The sequence below is a fragment of the Paenibacillus tritici genome (assembly GCF_018207515.1).
Lineage (GTDB): Bacteria > Bacillota > Bacilli > Paenibacillales > Paenibacillaceae > Paenibacillus_AQ > Paenibacillus_AQ tritici.
This window is the reverse complement of record NZ_CP073365.1, coordinates 5,218,342-5,233,621: the sequence shown is the minus strand read 5'-3', so window position 1 is coordinate 5,233,621 and position 15,280 is coordinate 5,218,342. Positions and strand designations below refer to the sequence as shown.

General features: G+C 54.7%; 12 protein-coding genes and 1 riboswitch. Of the genes, 8 read left to right on the top strand and 4 right to left on the bottom strand.

Going from position 1 to position 15,280, the window contains the following annotated elements:
* The first annotated feature begins 54 nt into the window (after positions 1-54).
* From KDC22_RS22670 to KDC22_RS22655, 4 genes are all read left to right on the top strand, one after another.
* Positions 55-1,053 carry a glycoside hydrolase family 130 protein gene (locus KDC22_RS22670; protein ID WP_211720406.1) on the top strand — a complete coding sequence of 333 codons (999 nt, stop codon included), beginning with the start codon at positions 55-57 and terminating at the stop codon, positions 1,051-1,053.
* Positions 1,054-1,059: 6 nt separating this feature from the next.
* Positions 1,060-3,810: an alpha-mannosidase gene (locus tag KDC22_RS22665; RefSeq protein WP_211720405.1), complete on the top strand. Its 2,751-nt coding sequence runs from the start codon at positions 1,060-1,062 to the stop codon at positions 3,808-3,810.
* Positions 3,811-3,880: 70 nt separating this feature from the next.
* On the top strand, positions 3,881-5,404 hold the full coding sequence (locus KDC22_RS22660) for a beta-N-acetylhexosaminidase (RefSeq protein WP_211720404.1): 1,524 nt from the start codon (positions 3,881-3,883) through the stop codon (positions 5,402-5,404).
* A 431-nt stretch (positions 5,405-5,835) separates the two neighbouring features.
* A complete protein-coding gene (locus KDC22_RS22655) occupies positions 5,836-6,717 on the top strand; it encodes a PhzF family phenazine biosynthesis protein (protein ID WP_211720403.1) in 882 nt (293 codons plus the stop codon).
* Positions 6,718-6,739: 22 nt separating this feature from the next.
* On the opposite strand, the gene KDC22_RS22650 is transcribed toward KDC22_RS22655, so the two are convergent.
* Complete coding sequence (locus KDC22_RS22650) at positions 6,740-7,327, bottom strand: NAD(P)H oxidoreductase (RefSeq protein ID WP_211720402.1); 588 nt, start codon at positions 7,325-7,327, stop codon at positions 6,740-6,742.
* A 169-nt stretch (positions 7,328-7,496) separates the two neighbouring features.
* Between KDC22_RS22650 and KDC22_RS22645 the strand changes: the two genes are divergently transcribed.
* From KDC22_RS22645 to KDC22_RS22635, 3 genes are read left to right on the top strand one after another with little or no spacing between them, the layout of a single operon-like run.
* Positions 7,497-7,868: a winged helix-turn-helix transcriptional regulator gene (locus tag KDC22_RS22645; RefSeq protein ID WP_173130016.1), complete on the top strand. Its 372-nt coding sequence runs from the start codon at positions 7,497-7,499 to the stop codon at positions 7,866-7,868.
* Positions 7,869-7,901: 33 nt separating this feature from the next.
* On the top strand, positions 7,902-9,344 hold the full coding sequence (cls, locus tag KDC22_RS22640) for a cardiolipin synthase (RefSeq protein WP_211720401.1): 1,443 nt from the start codon (positions 7,902-7,904) through the stop codon (positions 9,342-9,344).
* Positions 9,345-9,388: 44 nt separating this feature from the next.
* On the top strand, positions 9,389-9,838 hold the full coding sequence (locus tag KDC22_RS22635) for a DUF1877 family protein (RefSeq protein ID WP_211720400.1): 450 nt from the start codon (positions 9,389-9,391) through the stop codon (positions 9,836-9,838).
* 82 nt (positions 9,839-9,920) lie between these two features.
* Here KDC22_RS22635 and KDC22_RS22630 read toward each other — a convergent pair whose 3' ends face one another.
* The 3 genes from KDC22_RS22630 to KDC22_RS22620 form a co-directional block, all read right to left on the bottom strand.
* Positions 9,921-10,343: a GNAT family N-acetyltransferase gene (locus tag KDC22_RS22630; RefSeq protein ID WP_211720399.1), complete on the bottom strand. Its 423-nt coding sequence runs from the start codon at positions 10,341-10,343 to the stop codon at positions 9,921-9,923.
* Between the two features lie 133 nt (positions 10,344-10,476).
* A complete protein-coding gene (locus tag KDC22_RS22625; protein ID WP_211720398.1) occupies positions 10,477-12,957 on the bottom strand; it encodes an MMPL family transporter in 2,481 nt (826 codons plus the stop codon).
* Between the two features lie 29 nt (positions 12,958-12,986).
* Positions 12,987-13,604 carry a TetR/AcrR family transcriptional regulator gene (locus tag KDC22_RS22620; RefSeq protein ID WP_211720397.1) on the bottom strand — a complete coding sequence of 206 codons (618 nt, stop codon included), beginning with the start codon at positions 13,602-13,604 and terminating at the stop codon, positions 12,987-12,989.
* 328 nt (positions 13,605-13,932) lie between these two features.
* Positions 13,933-14,125, top strand: a riboswitch (cyclic di-AMP (ydaO/yuaA leader).
* 596 nt (positions 14,126-14,721) lie between these two features.
* Between KDC22_RS22620 and KDC22_RS22615 the strand changes: the two genes are divergently transcribed.
* Positions 14,722-15,276, top strand: a complete 555-nt coding sequence (locus KDC22_RS22615; RefSeq protein WP_211720396.1) for an NfeD family membrane protein — start codon at positions 14,722-14,724, stop codon at positions 15,274-15,276.
* Positions 15,277-15,280 lie beyond the last annotated feature (4 nt).

Below are 15,280 nucleotides of genomic sequence, written 5' to 3'. Positions count from 1 at the left end.
ATGAGTGCGGTCCTGGTTATATACTACTTTCACACACACAAAGGAGAACTGAGCATGAGTACAATTATTGGAGAAGCATTACCGAACATCCCTTGGCAGGAGAAACCGGCGGACAGCAACTCGCCTGTATGGAGATATTCTGCCAACCCGATCATTCCACGCAACGCCATTCCGAACTCGAACAGTGTGTTTAACTCGGCGGTGATTCCTTTTGAGGGCGGCTTCGCAGGCGTATTCCGCTGTGATTCCAGATCGGTCAGCATGGATATCTTCGCCGGCTTCAGTGAAGACGGTGTGAACTGGAAGATCAATCATGAGCCTATCGTATTCGAGGGCGATGAAGAGATTATCAAGCGGGAATACCGTTATGATCCGCGTGTATGCAAGATTGACGACCGTTATTATGTCTCCTGGTGTAACGGATATCACGGGCCGACGATTGGACTGGCATATACGTTTGATTTCAAGACCTTCCATCAGCTGGAGAATGCCTTCCTGCCGTATAACCGGAACGGGGTGCTGCTTCCGCGCAAAATCGGCGGCAATTATGCGATGCTCAGCCGTCCGAGTGATACCGGGCATACGCCGTTTGGCGATATCTTTTACAGTGAGAGTCCTGACCTTACCTTCTGGGGTAAACACCGCTATGTAATGGGTACAGTGGACGGCGATGCTTCCGCGTGGCAGTCCAAAAAGATTGGCCCCGGTCCAATTCCGATTGAAACCGACAAGGGCTGGCTGCTAATCTACCATGGCGTAATCAACACCTGTAACGGATTCGTCTACCGCATGGGTGTCGCGCTGCTGGATCTGGATCAGCCTTGGAAGGTGAAGGCCCGTTCACGCAACTACATTCTCGGCCCGGAAACGCTGTATGAATGTGTGGGCGATGTGCCGAACGTAACGTTCCCTTGCGCGGCATTGACAGATGCGGCTACCGGACGGATTGCCATCTACTACGGCTGTGCGGATACCGTTACAGGCCTGGCTTTCACCACTGTGGATGAACTGATTAGCTATATGGAGGAATATCCGCTGGAGATTGAGGGGTAAGCAGCTATGACAAAACAACAGACAGCGCACATTATCTCGCATACGCACTGGGACCGGGAATGGTATCTCCCTTATGAGCGCCATCATCTCCGGCTTATCCGCCTGGTGGACAGCCTGCTGGACACGCTTGAGAATAACCCGGGCTTCAAAAGCTACTTTTTCGACGGGCAGACGATTATTATTGAGGATTATCTGCAGGTCCGCCCGGAGAACCGGGAACGTCTGGAGCGCTATATCCGTGAAGGCCGGATCTATATCGGGCCGTGGTACATTTTACAGGATGCTTTTCTTACCAGCCCGGAAGCGAATGTCCGCAATCTGCAGCTAGGGCATCAGGACGCGGGCGTCTACGGAGAGGTATCCAAAATCGGTTACTTCCCTGACACCTTCGGGCTGACCGGACAAATTCCGCAGCTCATGCTTCAGGCTGGCATCACTAACGCCTTCTTCGGGCGCGGAGTGAAGCCTACGGGCTTCAACAATATGGTCTCCGATGACGGCTATGAATCCTCGTTCTCTGAGCTGGTCTGGGAAGGGCCGGACGGCTCACAGGTGCTCGGCATCCTGTTCGCCAACTGGTATTCTAACGGGAATGAGGTTCCCGTCGAGCTTGATGAGGCACGCCGCTACTGGGAGCGCAAGCTGGGCGATGCCCGGCAGTATGCGGCGACCGATCAGCTGCTGTTCATGAACGGCTGCGATCACCAGCCGCTGCAGACCGACCTGCCGGAGGCGATCCGCACGGCGGAGAAGCTGCACCCGGAGGTCAACTTCGTTCACTCGAACTTCCCGGACTATATCAAGGCAGTGGAAGCTTCACTGGCTGGCCGCAGTCTGTCCACGGTGAAGGGCGAGCTGCGCAGCCAGCGCACGGACGGCTGGGGGACGCTGGTTAATACCGCTTCCGCCCGGGTATATCTGAAGCAACTGAACCAACGGGGGCAGGCCATGCTGGAAAAGGTGGCCGAGCCGCTGGCCGTTATCGCTAAGCTGCACGGCGGGGAGTATCCGCATCATCTGCTGGATTATGCGTGGAAGACGCTGCTGCAGAACCATCCGCATGATTCCATCTGCGGCTGCAGCGTGGATGAGGTACACCGCGAGATGGTCTCCCGCTTCGACAAAAGCTATCACACGGCTGAGGGCATCGTGGCGGATAGTATGCAGGCGATCACCGCAGCGGTGGACACCTCTGGCTTCGCCGCTTACGGCGAAGAGGCACTTCCGCTCATTGTAACCAATACCAGCGGCTGGAGCCGCACCGGTACGGTGACCATAGAGCTGGATGCGGCCCGCCAGTATCTGCGCGAAGGACTGCCGCTGGAAGAGAATGCCCGGCTTATGAAGGCTGTGGACCTGGCCGGACGGGTCCTGGTCGATGCACAAGGCCAGCCGATTCCTTGTACGGTGGAGGATCTTGGCCTGTCCTTTGGCTATGATCTGCCGGATGACCGGTTCCGCCAGCCTTATAGCTGCCGCAAGGTGCGTCTGACCTTCGAGGCGGCGGATGTGCCTGCCCTGGGACTGCGCACCTATGCCTGGGTCCGCCCTGTTGGGGCGGCTTCCGCTCAAGAAGCCTCATCGCTGGTTCGCGGCGGACGTGTGCTGGAGAACGACACGCTGCGCGTCGAGGTTATGGCTGACGGCTCCTTCACACTGGAGCATAAGCCTAGCGGCAAGATCTATCGTGACCTTGGTGTCTACGAGAATACCGGTGACATCGGGAATGAATATATGTACAGAGCGCCTGCGGGCGAAGTGCCGCTGACGACTCTGGGCCTTAACGCGGAAATCGCTGTTATTGAAGATACGCCATACCGGGCTTCCATCGAAATTACCCATGAATGGGAGATTCCGGCTTCAGCCGATGCCCTGCTGGAAGAAGAACAGCGGGCGCTGGTCTATTACCCGGAGCGGCAGGCTCAGCGCAGTGCCGCTACAGTAACCATTAAGCTGCGGACGGTCTTGAGACTGGAGCGCAGCGGCAAAGGGCTGGAAGTGAAGAGTTTCATTAGTAATACCGCTAAGGATCACCGCCTGCGGATGCTGTTCCCGGCGGATCTGTCCGCAGCCTCGCACCGCGTAGATTCGATGTTCGAGCTGGCGGAACGTCCGAACGAGCCGGCGCCGGAATGGCAGAATCCCAGCAATGCGCAGCATCAGCAGTGCTTCGTGGATGTTGCCGGGGAGAACGCAGGCCTCACGGTCGCTAACCTCGGATTACACGAATACGAGATTCTGCGGGATGCCCGCAATACGATTGCCGTTACGCTGCTCCGCAGTGTCGGCGAGATGGGCGACTGGGGCTGGTTCCCAACGCCGGAAGCCCAGTGCCTGGGTGAACAGACAGCGGATATGCTGCTGCTGCCACACAGCGGGGACACCGTAACCTCTGGTGCTGCCGCTGCTGCCTACCAGTTCCAGATTCCGTGGACCTCGGCGCAGGCAGAGGTTCATACAGGGACGATTCCCGCCGTGTATTCGGCCGTCCGCTGGAACGGCGGGACCGCTGCCTTCTCCTCCATGAAGCTGAACAAGGAGCGCGGCGATGTGCTGCTCCGCTGGTTCAATATGACGGACCAGCCTGGTGAACTGAAGCTGGACACAGACCTTCCGGTTGCAGACTTCTATCTATCGAATGTGCTGGAAGCTGAGGTTGCGGAGGAGAATGCACGGTTGAAGCAGGGCGGTGCCAATGCACTGGAGCTACAACTGGGCGGCCATGAAATACTAACAGTAGGCATCCGGCTTGACTGATCCCTTGACTGATTCAAGGGTGAAGAAGACGCTGTAGATAAAGCTGTAGTGAAGAGGTGACCCGCAGAGGATGGATAAGCTAACGAGTGATCAATGCCCATTTCCGGGCGTACAGCAGTATATTAAGGCTTCTGAGGGGCAATGGCGCCTGTCTGACGAGTCCCGGGTTAGGATTGTAGACAATGCAAGGTCAGAGAGCAATCGGGTGTTGAATGACACCATTCTCATTGTTCTCTCGGAATACGCGGGCAGTCTGACTCCAGCTGACCAGCTCCTGTCTGTTGTTTATGGAGCGGGTGAGTCATCCGCTTCAGGAGATATTATCATTGAATTGAACGACAGCGGAGATAACGAAGATAACGAAGATAACGGAGCAGGTGGGGCAGGCAGAGGCACCGGCAGCCCGGAGGGGTATGTGATTGACATCGGCGAGTCTGTGCATATCACGGCTCCCGGCGAAAGAGCCGTAATGTATGCCATGCGGACGCTTTTGCAGCTGCTGGTGACTGACGGATTCCTGCCCTATGGAAGAATAACCGATTACCCCGTCATGCCGGAGCGGTCCTTGCATATTGACATCGGCCGCAAATTCTATACCGAAGATTGGATCTTGGAGCAGATTAGGGCGATGTCCCGGCTCCGGCTGAACACGCTGCAGCTTCATTTCTCTGAGAATGAAGGCTTCCGGCTGATGAGCGAGAGCCATCCCGAGGTGATGTCGGATCAATATGTAACCAAGCAGGAGATGAAGGCCATTATCCATGCGGCCCAGCGGTATCTTGTGGATATTATTCCTTCACTGGATTCACCGGGGCATCTGGGACAGGCGCTGCGCACTCATCCCGAGTGGCTGCTCAAGGATTCGGCGGGTAATGCCGCTCCGGGTGCGCTGGATATCACGAATCCGGCCGCCCGCCGGTTCGTGCTGGATTTGATTGACGAGTATGCCGGGTTATTTGCCGGCAGCCGTTATTTTCATATCGGCGGGGATGAATTCATCAACTTCGCGGAGTTCGATAAGTATCCGCAGCTCGCGGAGTATGCCCGGAATGTCCTGAACATCAGCGGAGGCACGGGCGTGGACACTTACATTGATTACCTTAACGAAGTCGCTGAACATCTGGAGTCCAAGGGCTGGACCGTCCGTGCCTGGAATGATGGCCTGTACCGTGCAGATCAGACCCAGAGAGTGGCGCCCAAATCCTCCATTCAGATTACCTATTGGACGAAGTGGCACCCGATGATGGCCCCAGTAGAAGACATTATGGCCAAAGGGCATCAGGTCATTAACTTCAACGATGGCTACTTGTATTACGTTCTGGGCGAAAATGCGGGCTACACTTATCCGACTGGAGAGAAGATCCGCGATTCCTGGCATCCGGGACTATTCCCGATCCAGACTGGAGCACCCAAACAGGAATACAGCGGCGCTTATCCGCGCGAGATCATCGGCTGCACCTTCTCTATCTGGAGTGACAAGCCGGAAGCGCAGAGCGAAGCGGAAGTTGCGGAAGGTATCCGCGGGCCGCTTCGAGCTATGGCGGAGTTAGCTTGGCTGGGGAAGCAGGATGCGGCCGAGCAGATGGCTGAATAGACAGCAGAGTAGACAAATCGTATATTCTTTATGATTGCAGCAACGGATACCGTCCGCTTTAGGGGGGCGATCCGTTGCTGTTTTTTCGTGTGAATGCGAAAAACCGAACACTACATGCAGGTACCTGGGCGTGTGATCCAAATGTAATCGAAAAACCGAACACAATATGCAGGTACGTGGGCGTGTGATCCAAATGTAATCGAAAAACCGAACACAATTCGCTAGCGCGGGGTCTTTGGACGGAATGTATGCGAAAACACAATTGGACTGTGAGCGCTACGTAAGTCGAATGTAATCGAAAAACCGAACACAATATGCAGGTACTGGTGCTTGAGGCCGGGAGGTAAACAGCATCTTTTTATCTAAATTTCTAAGCTAAAAGCAATGAAGTTATGCTAACATATTAAGAAAAAAAGACAGGCGGTGCAGGTGTGCAGAATATCAAAGTCTATCATTACGATGCGTTCAGCAGCATTCCAAACAAAGGGAACCCGGCAGGGGTTGTCCTGGACGGCGAGGGTCTCACGGAGCAGCAAATGCAGGAGGTTACAGCGAAGGTGGGTTTTAATGAGACGGCATTTCCGCTAAAATCCAACCAGGCGGATCTCAGAATCCGCTATTTTACACCCGGGCATGAGATTAGTCTCTGCGGCCACGGGACCATGGCGTTATTGTATGCCATGAAGACGAAGGGGCTGCTTGGAGACGCCAGCGAGCTGACCATCGAGACCAAGGCAGGGGTCTTGCCCATCCGCTTCACAGAAGAACACGGCGGATTTTATATGACGATGAGACAAGCCAGCCCCCAGATTGAAGCTTTTAAAGGATCACTTGAGGACCTGGCCCGCTCCATCGGCATCGAACCTGGTGATATTGATGAGAGCCTGCCAACGCTGTACGGCAGTACGGGAACATGGACCTTGCTGGTTCCTATCAAAAGCTTAGCCGCCTTCACCCGGATGCAGCCTGACAACCAGCGGTTCCCTGAGGTGCTGAAGGAGATGCCCCGCTCGTCCATTCACCCGTTCTGTCTGGAGACGTATGATCCTAAGGCGCATATGCACGCCCGCCATTTTTCCTCCCCGTTCTCTGGGACCACCGAGGACCCGGTGACTGGCACCGCCTCTGGGGTGATGGGGGCTTATTATTCCAGGTACATCGGCGGACAAGCCCCCTCCTTCGAGCTGCTAATTGAGCAGGGCCTTGAGATCGGCAGGGACGGCAGAGTCAGGGTGTCCGTGTCGGACAACGGCAACACTATAGAAGTGACTGGCAACGCAGTTTATGTGAATGAATTTGATGTGATCCTGTAATCCCCCTCATTCCTGTGATTTGTCAGTTCTCCCCCTTGCCGTAATGCAGTCCCGCCTGATAGGCCTGTTCAAGCAGCACTTCATAATGCGAGGGCGGCGAATCCAAGGTCTCGTAAAAGAATTCAACCTTGGAGTCTGTGATTCCGCAGTAATCGGCAATTCCCACATTCAGCAGACGCGTGGTGGCCTCATCATAATTACGTTTCTTCATCTGCTCCTCCGTTACGCCTGCCAGAGCCAGCCATAGCGCACGATAACCATGCAGATTACTTGTGCCGTAGGCAACCCTGTTGTTCAGCACCCGGTCGATATATCCCTTCAGCATGGCCGGCAGATGCCACCACCACAGCGGAAAAACAAAGGCCAGGCCGTCATGCTGCCGCAACCGCCCCATTTCCCGCTCTAATTCAGGAGAATAGGGCTGTTCCTGTTCACCTGCGGTCATATGGAGTTCCTCCCTCCCCTGTAGAACAGGGTCAAATCCTATCTCATGCAAATCCAATATCTCATAATCATGGCCGGCCTGGCTCAATCCCTCTGCGAAACGGCGGGCCACCTGGAAGGTCAGGGAATCTTGTCTCGGGTGTGATACGACGATTAATACGCTCATACTTGTATCTTCACTACCTTTCTTAACAGCAGGTTTGTAGCCATGTTCCTTGGCTGATGCTATTATAAACAGGAATAAAATAATGTGGAAGTACGCACTTTGATGTCCTATAGGAAGGTGTATGTTCCATAGGAACATTGAAGTTCCCTACATAACGGAGGCAGCAGCAATGACTGAACAGAACAATAATGGTGTTCCCAAAAAGTACAAAGTCGGAGTGGAGGCAGCGCTTGAAGTGATGGGCGGCAAGTGGAAGCCGTTAATCATCTACCATCTCATGACCGGACATAAGCGCAGCTCCGAGCTGCGGCGGCTCATCCCCGGCATTACGCAAAAAATGCTCACCACGCAGCTAAGAGGGCTGGAGAAGGACGAGATTATTACGCGGCAGATTTATCAGGAAATCCCGCCCAGAGTGGAGTATGAGCTGACGGCCTATGGCTGGGGACTGAAGCCCGCGCTGGACCTGTTATGCTACTGGGGAGAGGAGCATCTGGACAAGGTGTATGGCGACAAGTCCAAGGTGCTGGAGGACTTTTAGGCAGCAGAGAGAGACAGAGGAAGGGGAAAGAGCATGGAATTTGCAAGTCTAACCACAGTCGTCACCCTCATTAATATCATTCTGGCACTGGGCTTTCTGTTCATTGAACGCAGGGAGGCGGGATATACCTGGGCCTGGCTGATGGTGCTGTTTTTCATACCGATTCTGGGATTTGTCCTATACATCTTTTTCGGACGTAATCTCAAAAAGAAGAATTTCTACAAGCTCTTCATCGAAGAGCAGGAATACGTCCAGGCCGAAGCAGATAAGCAGCTGGCGGCATTTGCCGAGAGCGAGGACGATAAGTCGCAGCTCCTGCAAAAATACACACAGCTCATCAACATGAACATCCGCTCGTCGCACGGCCTGTTATCCAGCGATAACGAGATTGTCATCTACAGTGACGGCCATCAGAAATTCGCCGCGTTGTTCGAGGATATCCGCTCAGCCCGTTCAGAGATCAATGTTCAGTATTACATCATTCAGCCGGACGCTCTGGGGAAGCAGCTGAGGGATGAATTAACCCGGAAAGCGCAGGAAGGCGTTAAGGTGCGGCTGCTCTACGATGAGGTCGGCTCCAAGGGGATATCCCCCCGGTTTTTCAGGGAATTACGTGCGGCAGGAGGAGAGGTCGAAGTGTTCTTCCCGTCTCTGCTGAAGCCGCTGAACTTCCGGATCAACAACAGAAATCACCGCAAGCTGTGTATTATTGACGGCAGTACCGCCTATATCGGCGGGTTCAATGTGGGGAATGAATATCTGGGTCAGGTTCCGAAGTTCGGCTACTGGCGGGACACTCATCTCCGGATCACCGGAAATGCGGTCAATCAGATTCAGGGCAGATTCATCCTCGACTGGCATCAGGCCGGGAAGCATGAGCGGGGCGATTACGGGGAGTTCAGCTTTGGTACAGAGCCGCATACGGGGACAAGCCCGGTTCAGATCATTACAAGCGGCCCCAATTCGGCAACAGAGCACCTTAAGAATATGTACATTAAGCTCATTTTGTCGGCCAAGGAGAGCGTGTATATCCAGACCCCGTACTTCATTCCGGACACAAGCTTCATGGATGCCTGCAAAATCGCCCTGCTCTCCGGAGTGGATCTGCAGATCATGATCCCTAACAAGCCGGACCATCCGTTCGTGTATTGGGCCACTTGGGCCTATGCCGGAGATTTGCTGAACTACGGGGCCAGAATCCTGCTCTACGAGAACGGCTTCCTGCACGCCAAGACCATTGTGGCAGACGGGGAGGTTGCCTCCGTGGGGACGATGAATATTGATTCGCGCAGCTTCCGGCTGAATTTCGAGGTCAATGCCATCGTGTACGACCGGAAGATTGCCGGACAGCTTCAGGACATTTTCCTGAACGACACCCGGCTGTGTTCTGAGCTTACCCTTGAACGCTATACGCAGCGCTCGCTGCTGATCAAGCTGAAAGAGGGGATTTCCCGGCTACTGTCGCCTATTCTGTAGCAGAGTAGATCAGCAGCCGTACCCAATAAGAGGAGCGATGCCAAATGGGAATGAGGGGCCAATACGTCATGGTAGATGAGGACAGCCTGGAGCAGATGGTTGAGATGGATGGGGCAGAACTGCTGGACAAGCTGGAGAAGCTTATGGAGGGCGGGAGTGAGTATTACGACATCGACAAGCTGTGGGAGGAGCTGCATGTAGCATTAACCGGTGTGTCAGCCAGTGAACCTTCCGATGGAGACCCGTTAAGCGAAGCTGTGGTTGGGGTTCATGTGTTCGAGGTGGAGGAGGAGGACGGTTTCTTCGCCTGCACCGAGCATGATGAGCTGGAAGGGATTATCACGGCGATGCAGCAGGTGGATTTCGATAAGCTGGAGCCGGACGGTGCGGCGGAGGAACTGAGGCAGCAAGTGAAGCGTGAATTTGCAGGCCTGCTGGACTTCTATAAGAAGGCGCTGGCTGCCGGGCAGCATGTGATTTTCAGTGTGGTGTAGCGGACATATCCTTTCATTACTCACAGAAACGGTACGCTCCTTGTCACAAGGAAGGTACCGTTTCTTCCTGTACCGGCGGGGATCAGTCCTTCAGGCTTTTCTGGAGATAATATTTACTCTGGCCTTCATGGGGGCAATCCTTAATCTCACCGAAAATTCTGTACCCCTGCTTCTGATAAAAATGCGGCGCCTGCCAGCTCATCGTGGTTAATTCGCTGACCTTACAGCCGCGTCCGCTTGCTCTCTTCTCCATCTCATCCAGCAGGGCCTTGCCGAGTCCATGTCCTCTGTAAGCCGGGTCAACGGCGAGTAAGTGCACGTTCAGGATATTCCAGACGATATCCCCGGTAATCCCGCCGATGAAGGCACCGTTCTCATAGGCCGCTAAGGAGATCACCTCGCGCTGATAGGGCGGAATGCTGTTGTCCATGCGGCGGCTGTGCTCCTCTAGAAGCCTGGAGATCTCCTGCTGATTCTGCTCCAATTCCAATTCTAGGATGTTCATGTGTACGCCTCCTTCTGATCTGAATATTATATCAAAATAGAGCCTGCGGACAATGCCGCAGGCTCTTTTGGTGCAGGAAGGACGGCGGGAATGCCGTCAATTATCCTCGAGGGATCTCCACTTTGTGGAGGAATTAGTGTTTTTGTCCACTCTCAGCATTCAGCTTGGCGATCAGCTTATCGCCTTCAACATCGAGATTCGGCAGCAGGCGGTCCAGCCATTTCGGCAGCCACCAGGCTTTGTCGCCGAAGACAGCCATGACGGCCGGAACGAGCGTCATCCGGATGATGAAGGCGTCAATCAGGATACCGAAGGCCAGCGCGAAGCCGATCTGCTTAATCATCGCATCAGGAGCGAAGATGAATCCGGCGAAGACGGAGACCATGATAATGCCTGCGGCAAGGACAACCCGGCTGGCAAGATCGTAGCCATGAATGACACTATCCTTGCCATGGCGGCCATGGACATAAGCCTCACGCATGGAGCTGACCAGGAAGACCTGATAATCCATCGCCAGCCCGTACAGGATACCGGTAACCAGGATCGGCATGAAGCTGAGCAGCGGTCCGCCGGTATCAAAGCCGAACAGGGAGTGCAGCCAGCCCCATTGATAGACGGCTGTAGTTACGCCGAAGGTGGCAATAATACTTAGTACGAAGCCGATGGTCGCTTTGATGGGAACGATAATGGACCGGAACACCAGCAGCAGAATGATCAGCGACAGAATGACAATGATGCCGATGTATACAGGGAACGCATCGGACAGCTTGGAGGACATATCAATGTTGATAGCGGTGAAGCCCGTCACGCCAAGATTAATGTTATTGCCGGAGGCCAGACTGGACGCCGGATCACGCAGTTCATGCACCAGTTCTCTTGTTGCAGTGTCTGTAGGACCTGTTTTGGGAATGAGGCTGATGATGGCAAGTTTGCCGGTGGCATTTACACCCAGCGGGGATACCAGCGTAACGTTATCATGCATTTGCAGTTCCTGAACCAGCTTGCCTACGACTTGCATCGAGAGGGTATCAGACGGATTCTTCGGCTCTGCTACCAGCAGGAGCGGGCCGTTGAAGCCTTCACCGAAGCCTTTGGAGATCACATCATAGCTCTGGCGGGCCGGAGTATCGAGGTTCGCCGAGGCGCCGGACGGAATACCCAGCTCCATCTTGGTCACCGGAATGGCGGCTGTTCCAAGCACCAGCACGACCAGAACAATAATGGCCCAGCGGAATTTCACTGTGGCATTAGCCCAGCGGTGCGAGAAGCTGTGCTGCGCTTTGGTACCGGCCGCGGTGTTCTTCGTCCGGGCTTTGGCGGTTACGATCCGTTCACCGACCAGACCGAGCAGCGCAGGCAGCAGGGACAGTGCCAGCAGTACGTTGACCAGAACACTGGCAGCAGCCACAAGGGCCATAGTCGACAAGAAGCCGATGCCAATGACAAGCATACCGCACAGGGCGATAATTACGGTCAGACCGGCGAAGAATACGGCGCTGCCGGCGGTGCCGAGTGCCCGGCTGGACGCTTCTGCTGCGCTTAATTTCTCATCAAGGATCAGACGGCGCTGCCGGTTAACAATGAACAGCGAGTAGTCAATCCCTACAGCAAGGCCGATCATAACGGCCAGAACCGGTGTAATGTCGTTCATCTGGATCAGACTGCCGAGGGCAAACGCACCTCCGACGCTGATGCCGACTCCAAGGAGTGCGGTAAGCAGCGGCAGACCGGCAGCAACCACCGAGCCAAGCGTCATGAACAAGACGACGGCAGCAACAGCAACACCGATAGCTTCAGTGGAACCGATGGCCGGGATGGTTTTTAACGAGTCGCTTGGAATGGCAGTGATCCCTGAGCCGGACTGTTCAACTTCGGTCACCGATTCAATAATGTTGTCCGGTACGGACGAAGGCAGCGAGGTTTGCTGCACGGTGAACTGGAACTGGAACAAGGCAATATTGCCGTCAGCCGACAGCATCACGCCGGGAACCGGAGCGCCGTCAGCCATCAGCGGGCCGAACGGGGCCGCCTGGCCCTGGCCTGCGGCGGCGGAAGGATCAGCAGCAGCGGACTGGCCTGCGGCGGCAGAAGGATCAGCGGCAGCAGCTTGGCCTGCGGCGGCAGAAGGGTCAGCAGCAGCGGACTGGCCTGCGGCGGCAGAAGGATCAGCGGCAGCGGTTTGGCCTGCGGCGACGGAAGGATCAGCGACAGCGGCCTGTCCTGCGGCGGCAGAAGGATCAGCGGCAGCGGCTTGGCCTGCGGCGGCGGCAGCTTGGGCAGCCAGCTCCACAGGGTTGATTACATACTCCATGTTGTAGACATCATTAATGGCTTTCAGGAGTAGCGCTGTGCGTTCAGGCGTATCCAGACGTTCTCCGTCAGGTGCAGTGAAGGCGATGCTTGCCTGGCCGCCGGCAGCAGCGGGCAGCTCCTTAGTCAGCTTATCCAGCACTTTTTGCGACTCTGTGCCTTCAATTTTCATCTCGGAGCTGGACTGAATGCCGTTAACTCCAATCAGGGTGCCTATAACACCGAGTACGATGATCCAGGCTGCGATGAAATACCAGGGCTTGGAATAAGCCGATTTCCCTAAGCGGTATAGAAAGGTAGACATGAAATGGTTTCTCCTCTTTATCTGTGAATTTAGAAGCCGTTGCGTAAGTAAGCAAACATGGAATTCAAATATTGATCAAACGGCATAGCTCCGGAGCCTTCACTCTGCTGTTCACCCGGCAGCATAACATTAAGCCGTCCGTCCATTATGGGCACGAAGGCTCCATAGACAGCACCGGCAAGCAGATGGGTATACCCGTCGGAATAACGCCCATGGGAGAATTGCTCAAGCACTTCCTGTGCTGCGATCTGCAGACGGCGGAATACGCTGAGAATATAAGGCTCCAGGGACGGATACTGATTCGCAAGCGATACGAACTGCCGCAATTTATGCAGGAACTCAGAGGTGAATTGCAGCTTGAGCAGATTGTACAGGGCGTCGAGCGGTGTAGCATCCGGCGGTAACCCGGCAAGCAGACTTTTATCGTCCTCCTTCGTAGCACTGCTAATGAAATAGGACGCCACGGCTTCCTCCTTGCAGGAGAAGTAATTGGCAAAGGTCCGCCGGGAGTATCCGGCCTTCTGGACCACATCGTCAACGATGAAGCCATCCATTCCATGCACAAGGGCAAGCTCGAAGGCGGCTACGGCCAAGGCGTAGGCGGTGGCTTCCTTTTTTTTGTCCCGCAGATTCAGTTTGGAATTCAAGTTTCCAGTTTCCTCCTTTCTATGTGAAGTGAATGGCTGAATATGACTATAGACTATATTATTGCCCAAAGGGAAAGAATGCACAATGAGCAATTAGTGTCTGTAATGTGAATAATTCAAATTTAATATATTGGATACGGGATGAAGAATACCGGTTATGGAAAAACGAGCAAATACGAGCAAATCACCGGCCGCTTAAGAGCGCCAGTGAAGAATACGCCTTCATTCGTGAAGGGACGGTATTTTTGACTTCTGTTGTCAACCGCCGGGTTTTACATTAAATGGCTGCAGGCGTAAGATTCAATCAACAACCGAATGAAATGACACTGTTCTTGAACGGCTGAATTCCGTAACGGGAACGGGGGACCCAACTGGTGAAGGCGGCTATTCTTTTGCTCAAAATCGCTGCCCCACACCCGGGGTGAATCCGTGCCGCGTGCAATTATGGCACTGCGGCAAGGTAGGGCAATCTCGCTGCCCGAATCCGTCAGCTAACCCCGTAAGCCTCGAAGAGAGAGGATGAGCGCCATGATCGAATAACCGACCACGGAGAGCCCTGCTGCTGTGGTCTTTTTGCTGTCCGTGAAACGATGATCATTGTGGGGAGCAGAAGTGCACCTCAATCCGCCGAAAGCGGGCGGGAGGCGAGGAGGAGGAGCAGAAGTGCACCTCAATCCGCCGAAATTGGGCGAGAGGAGAGAAGGAGGAGCAGAAGTGCACCTCAATCCGCAGAAAGCGGCCGGGAGACGAGGAGGAGGAGCAAAAGTGCACCTCATTCCGCCGAAAGCGGGCGAGAGGCGAGGAGGAGGAGCAGAAGTGCACCTCAATCCGCCGAAAGTGAGCGGGAGGCGAGGAGGAGGAGCAGAAGTGCACCTAAATCCGCCGGAAGCGGGCGGGAGGCAAGAAGGAGGAGCAGAAGTGCACCTCATTCCAGCAGATGCTGATCTGTAAGCAGTACGCAGTCTGAGATGCTGTACAGCCAGCACAGCTCCATCCGGTTCAACTTGCTATCCTTGCAGGACAGCAAGAAGGCCTCACCTACAAGAGGAAAGAAAAATCGTATAACAACGTAAATTAACTAATTTGTTCAATATGTATTCAATCGGAAATGAAAGGCATGAAAGAAGGGATTGTTATCGCTACTGTATTCATCGTTTGCTTCTGGGTGGGACTCTTGCTCCTCCTCAGCGGCAGCATTCATGGTCACGGCCTAGCGGGTCATCTGCATACGGGTGGCGGTGACAGCGGGGGACCGGGCTTCCTGCCCATCCTCCCGCTGATGGTATTTGTTACAGTCTGGGGCGGCACGGGGTACGTGCTTACCCGGTTCAGCGGAATGCAGCTGCTTGCAGTGGTGCTGGTCTGCACTTTGGTTGCCCTGCTGCCCGGCATCCTGCTCTATACGGTGCTGGCCCGGGTAATGACCCGGTATGACAGCAGCATGAGTGAACTGGATTACGAGCCGGCAGGCCAGCTCGGGTACATCAGTGTCGCCGCAGAGGACGGGGCAGTGGGGGAGATGAAATATGTGCTGCACGGGACCATGCGCTCGATTGGCGTGCGGGCAGAAGCGGGCCAGCAGCTAATGCGGGGCGACAGGGTGATTATTGTGAAGACGGATAAGGGAATCGCAGCAGTAACCCTTTTCGAGAGGGAAATCGGACAAAATTAACGGG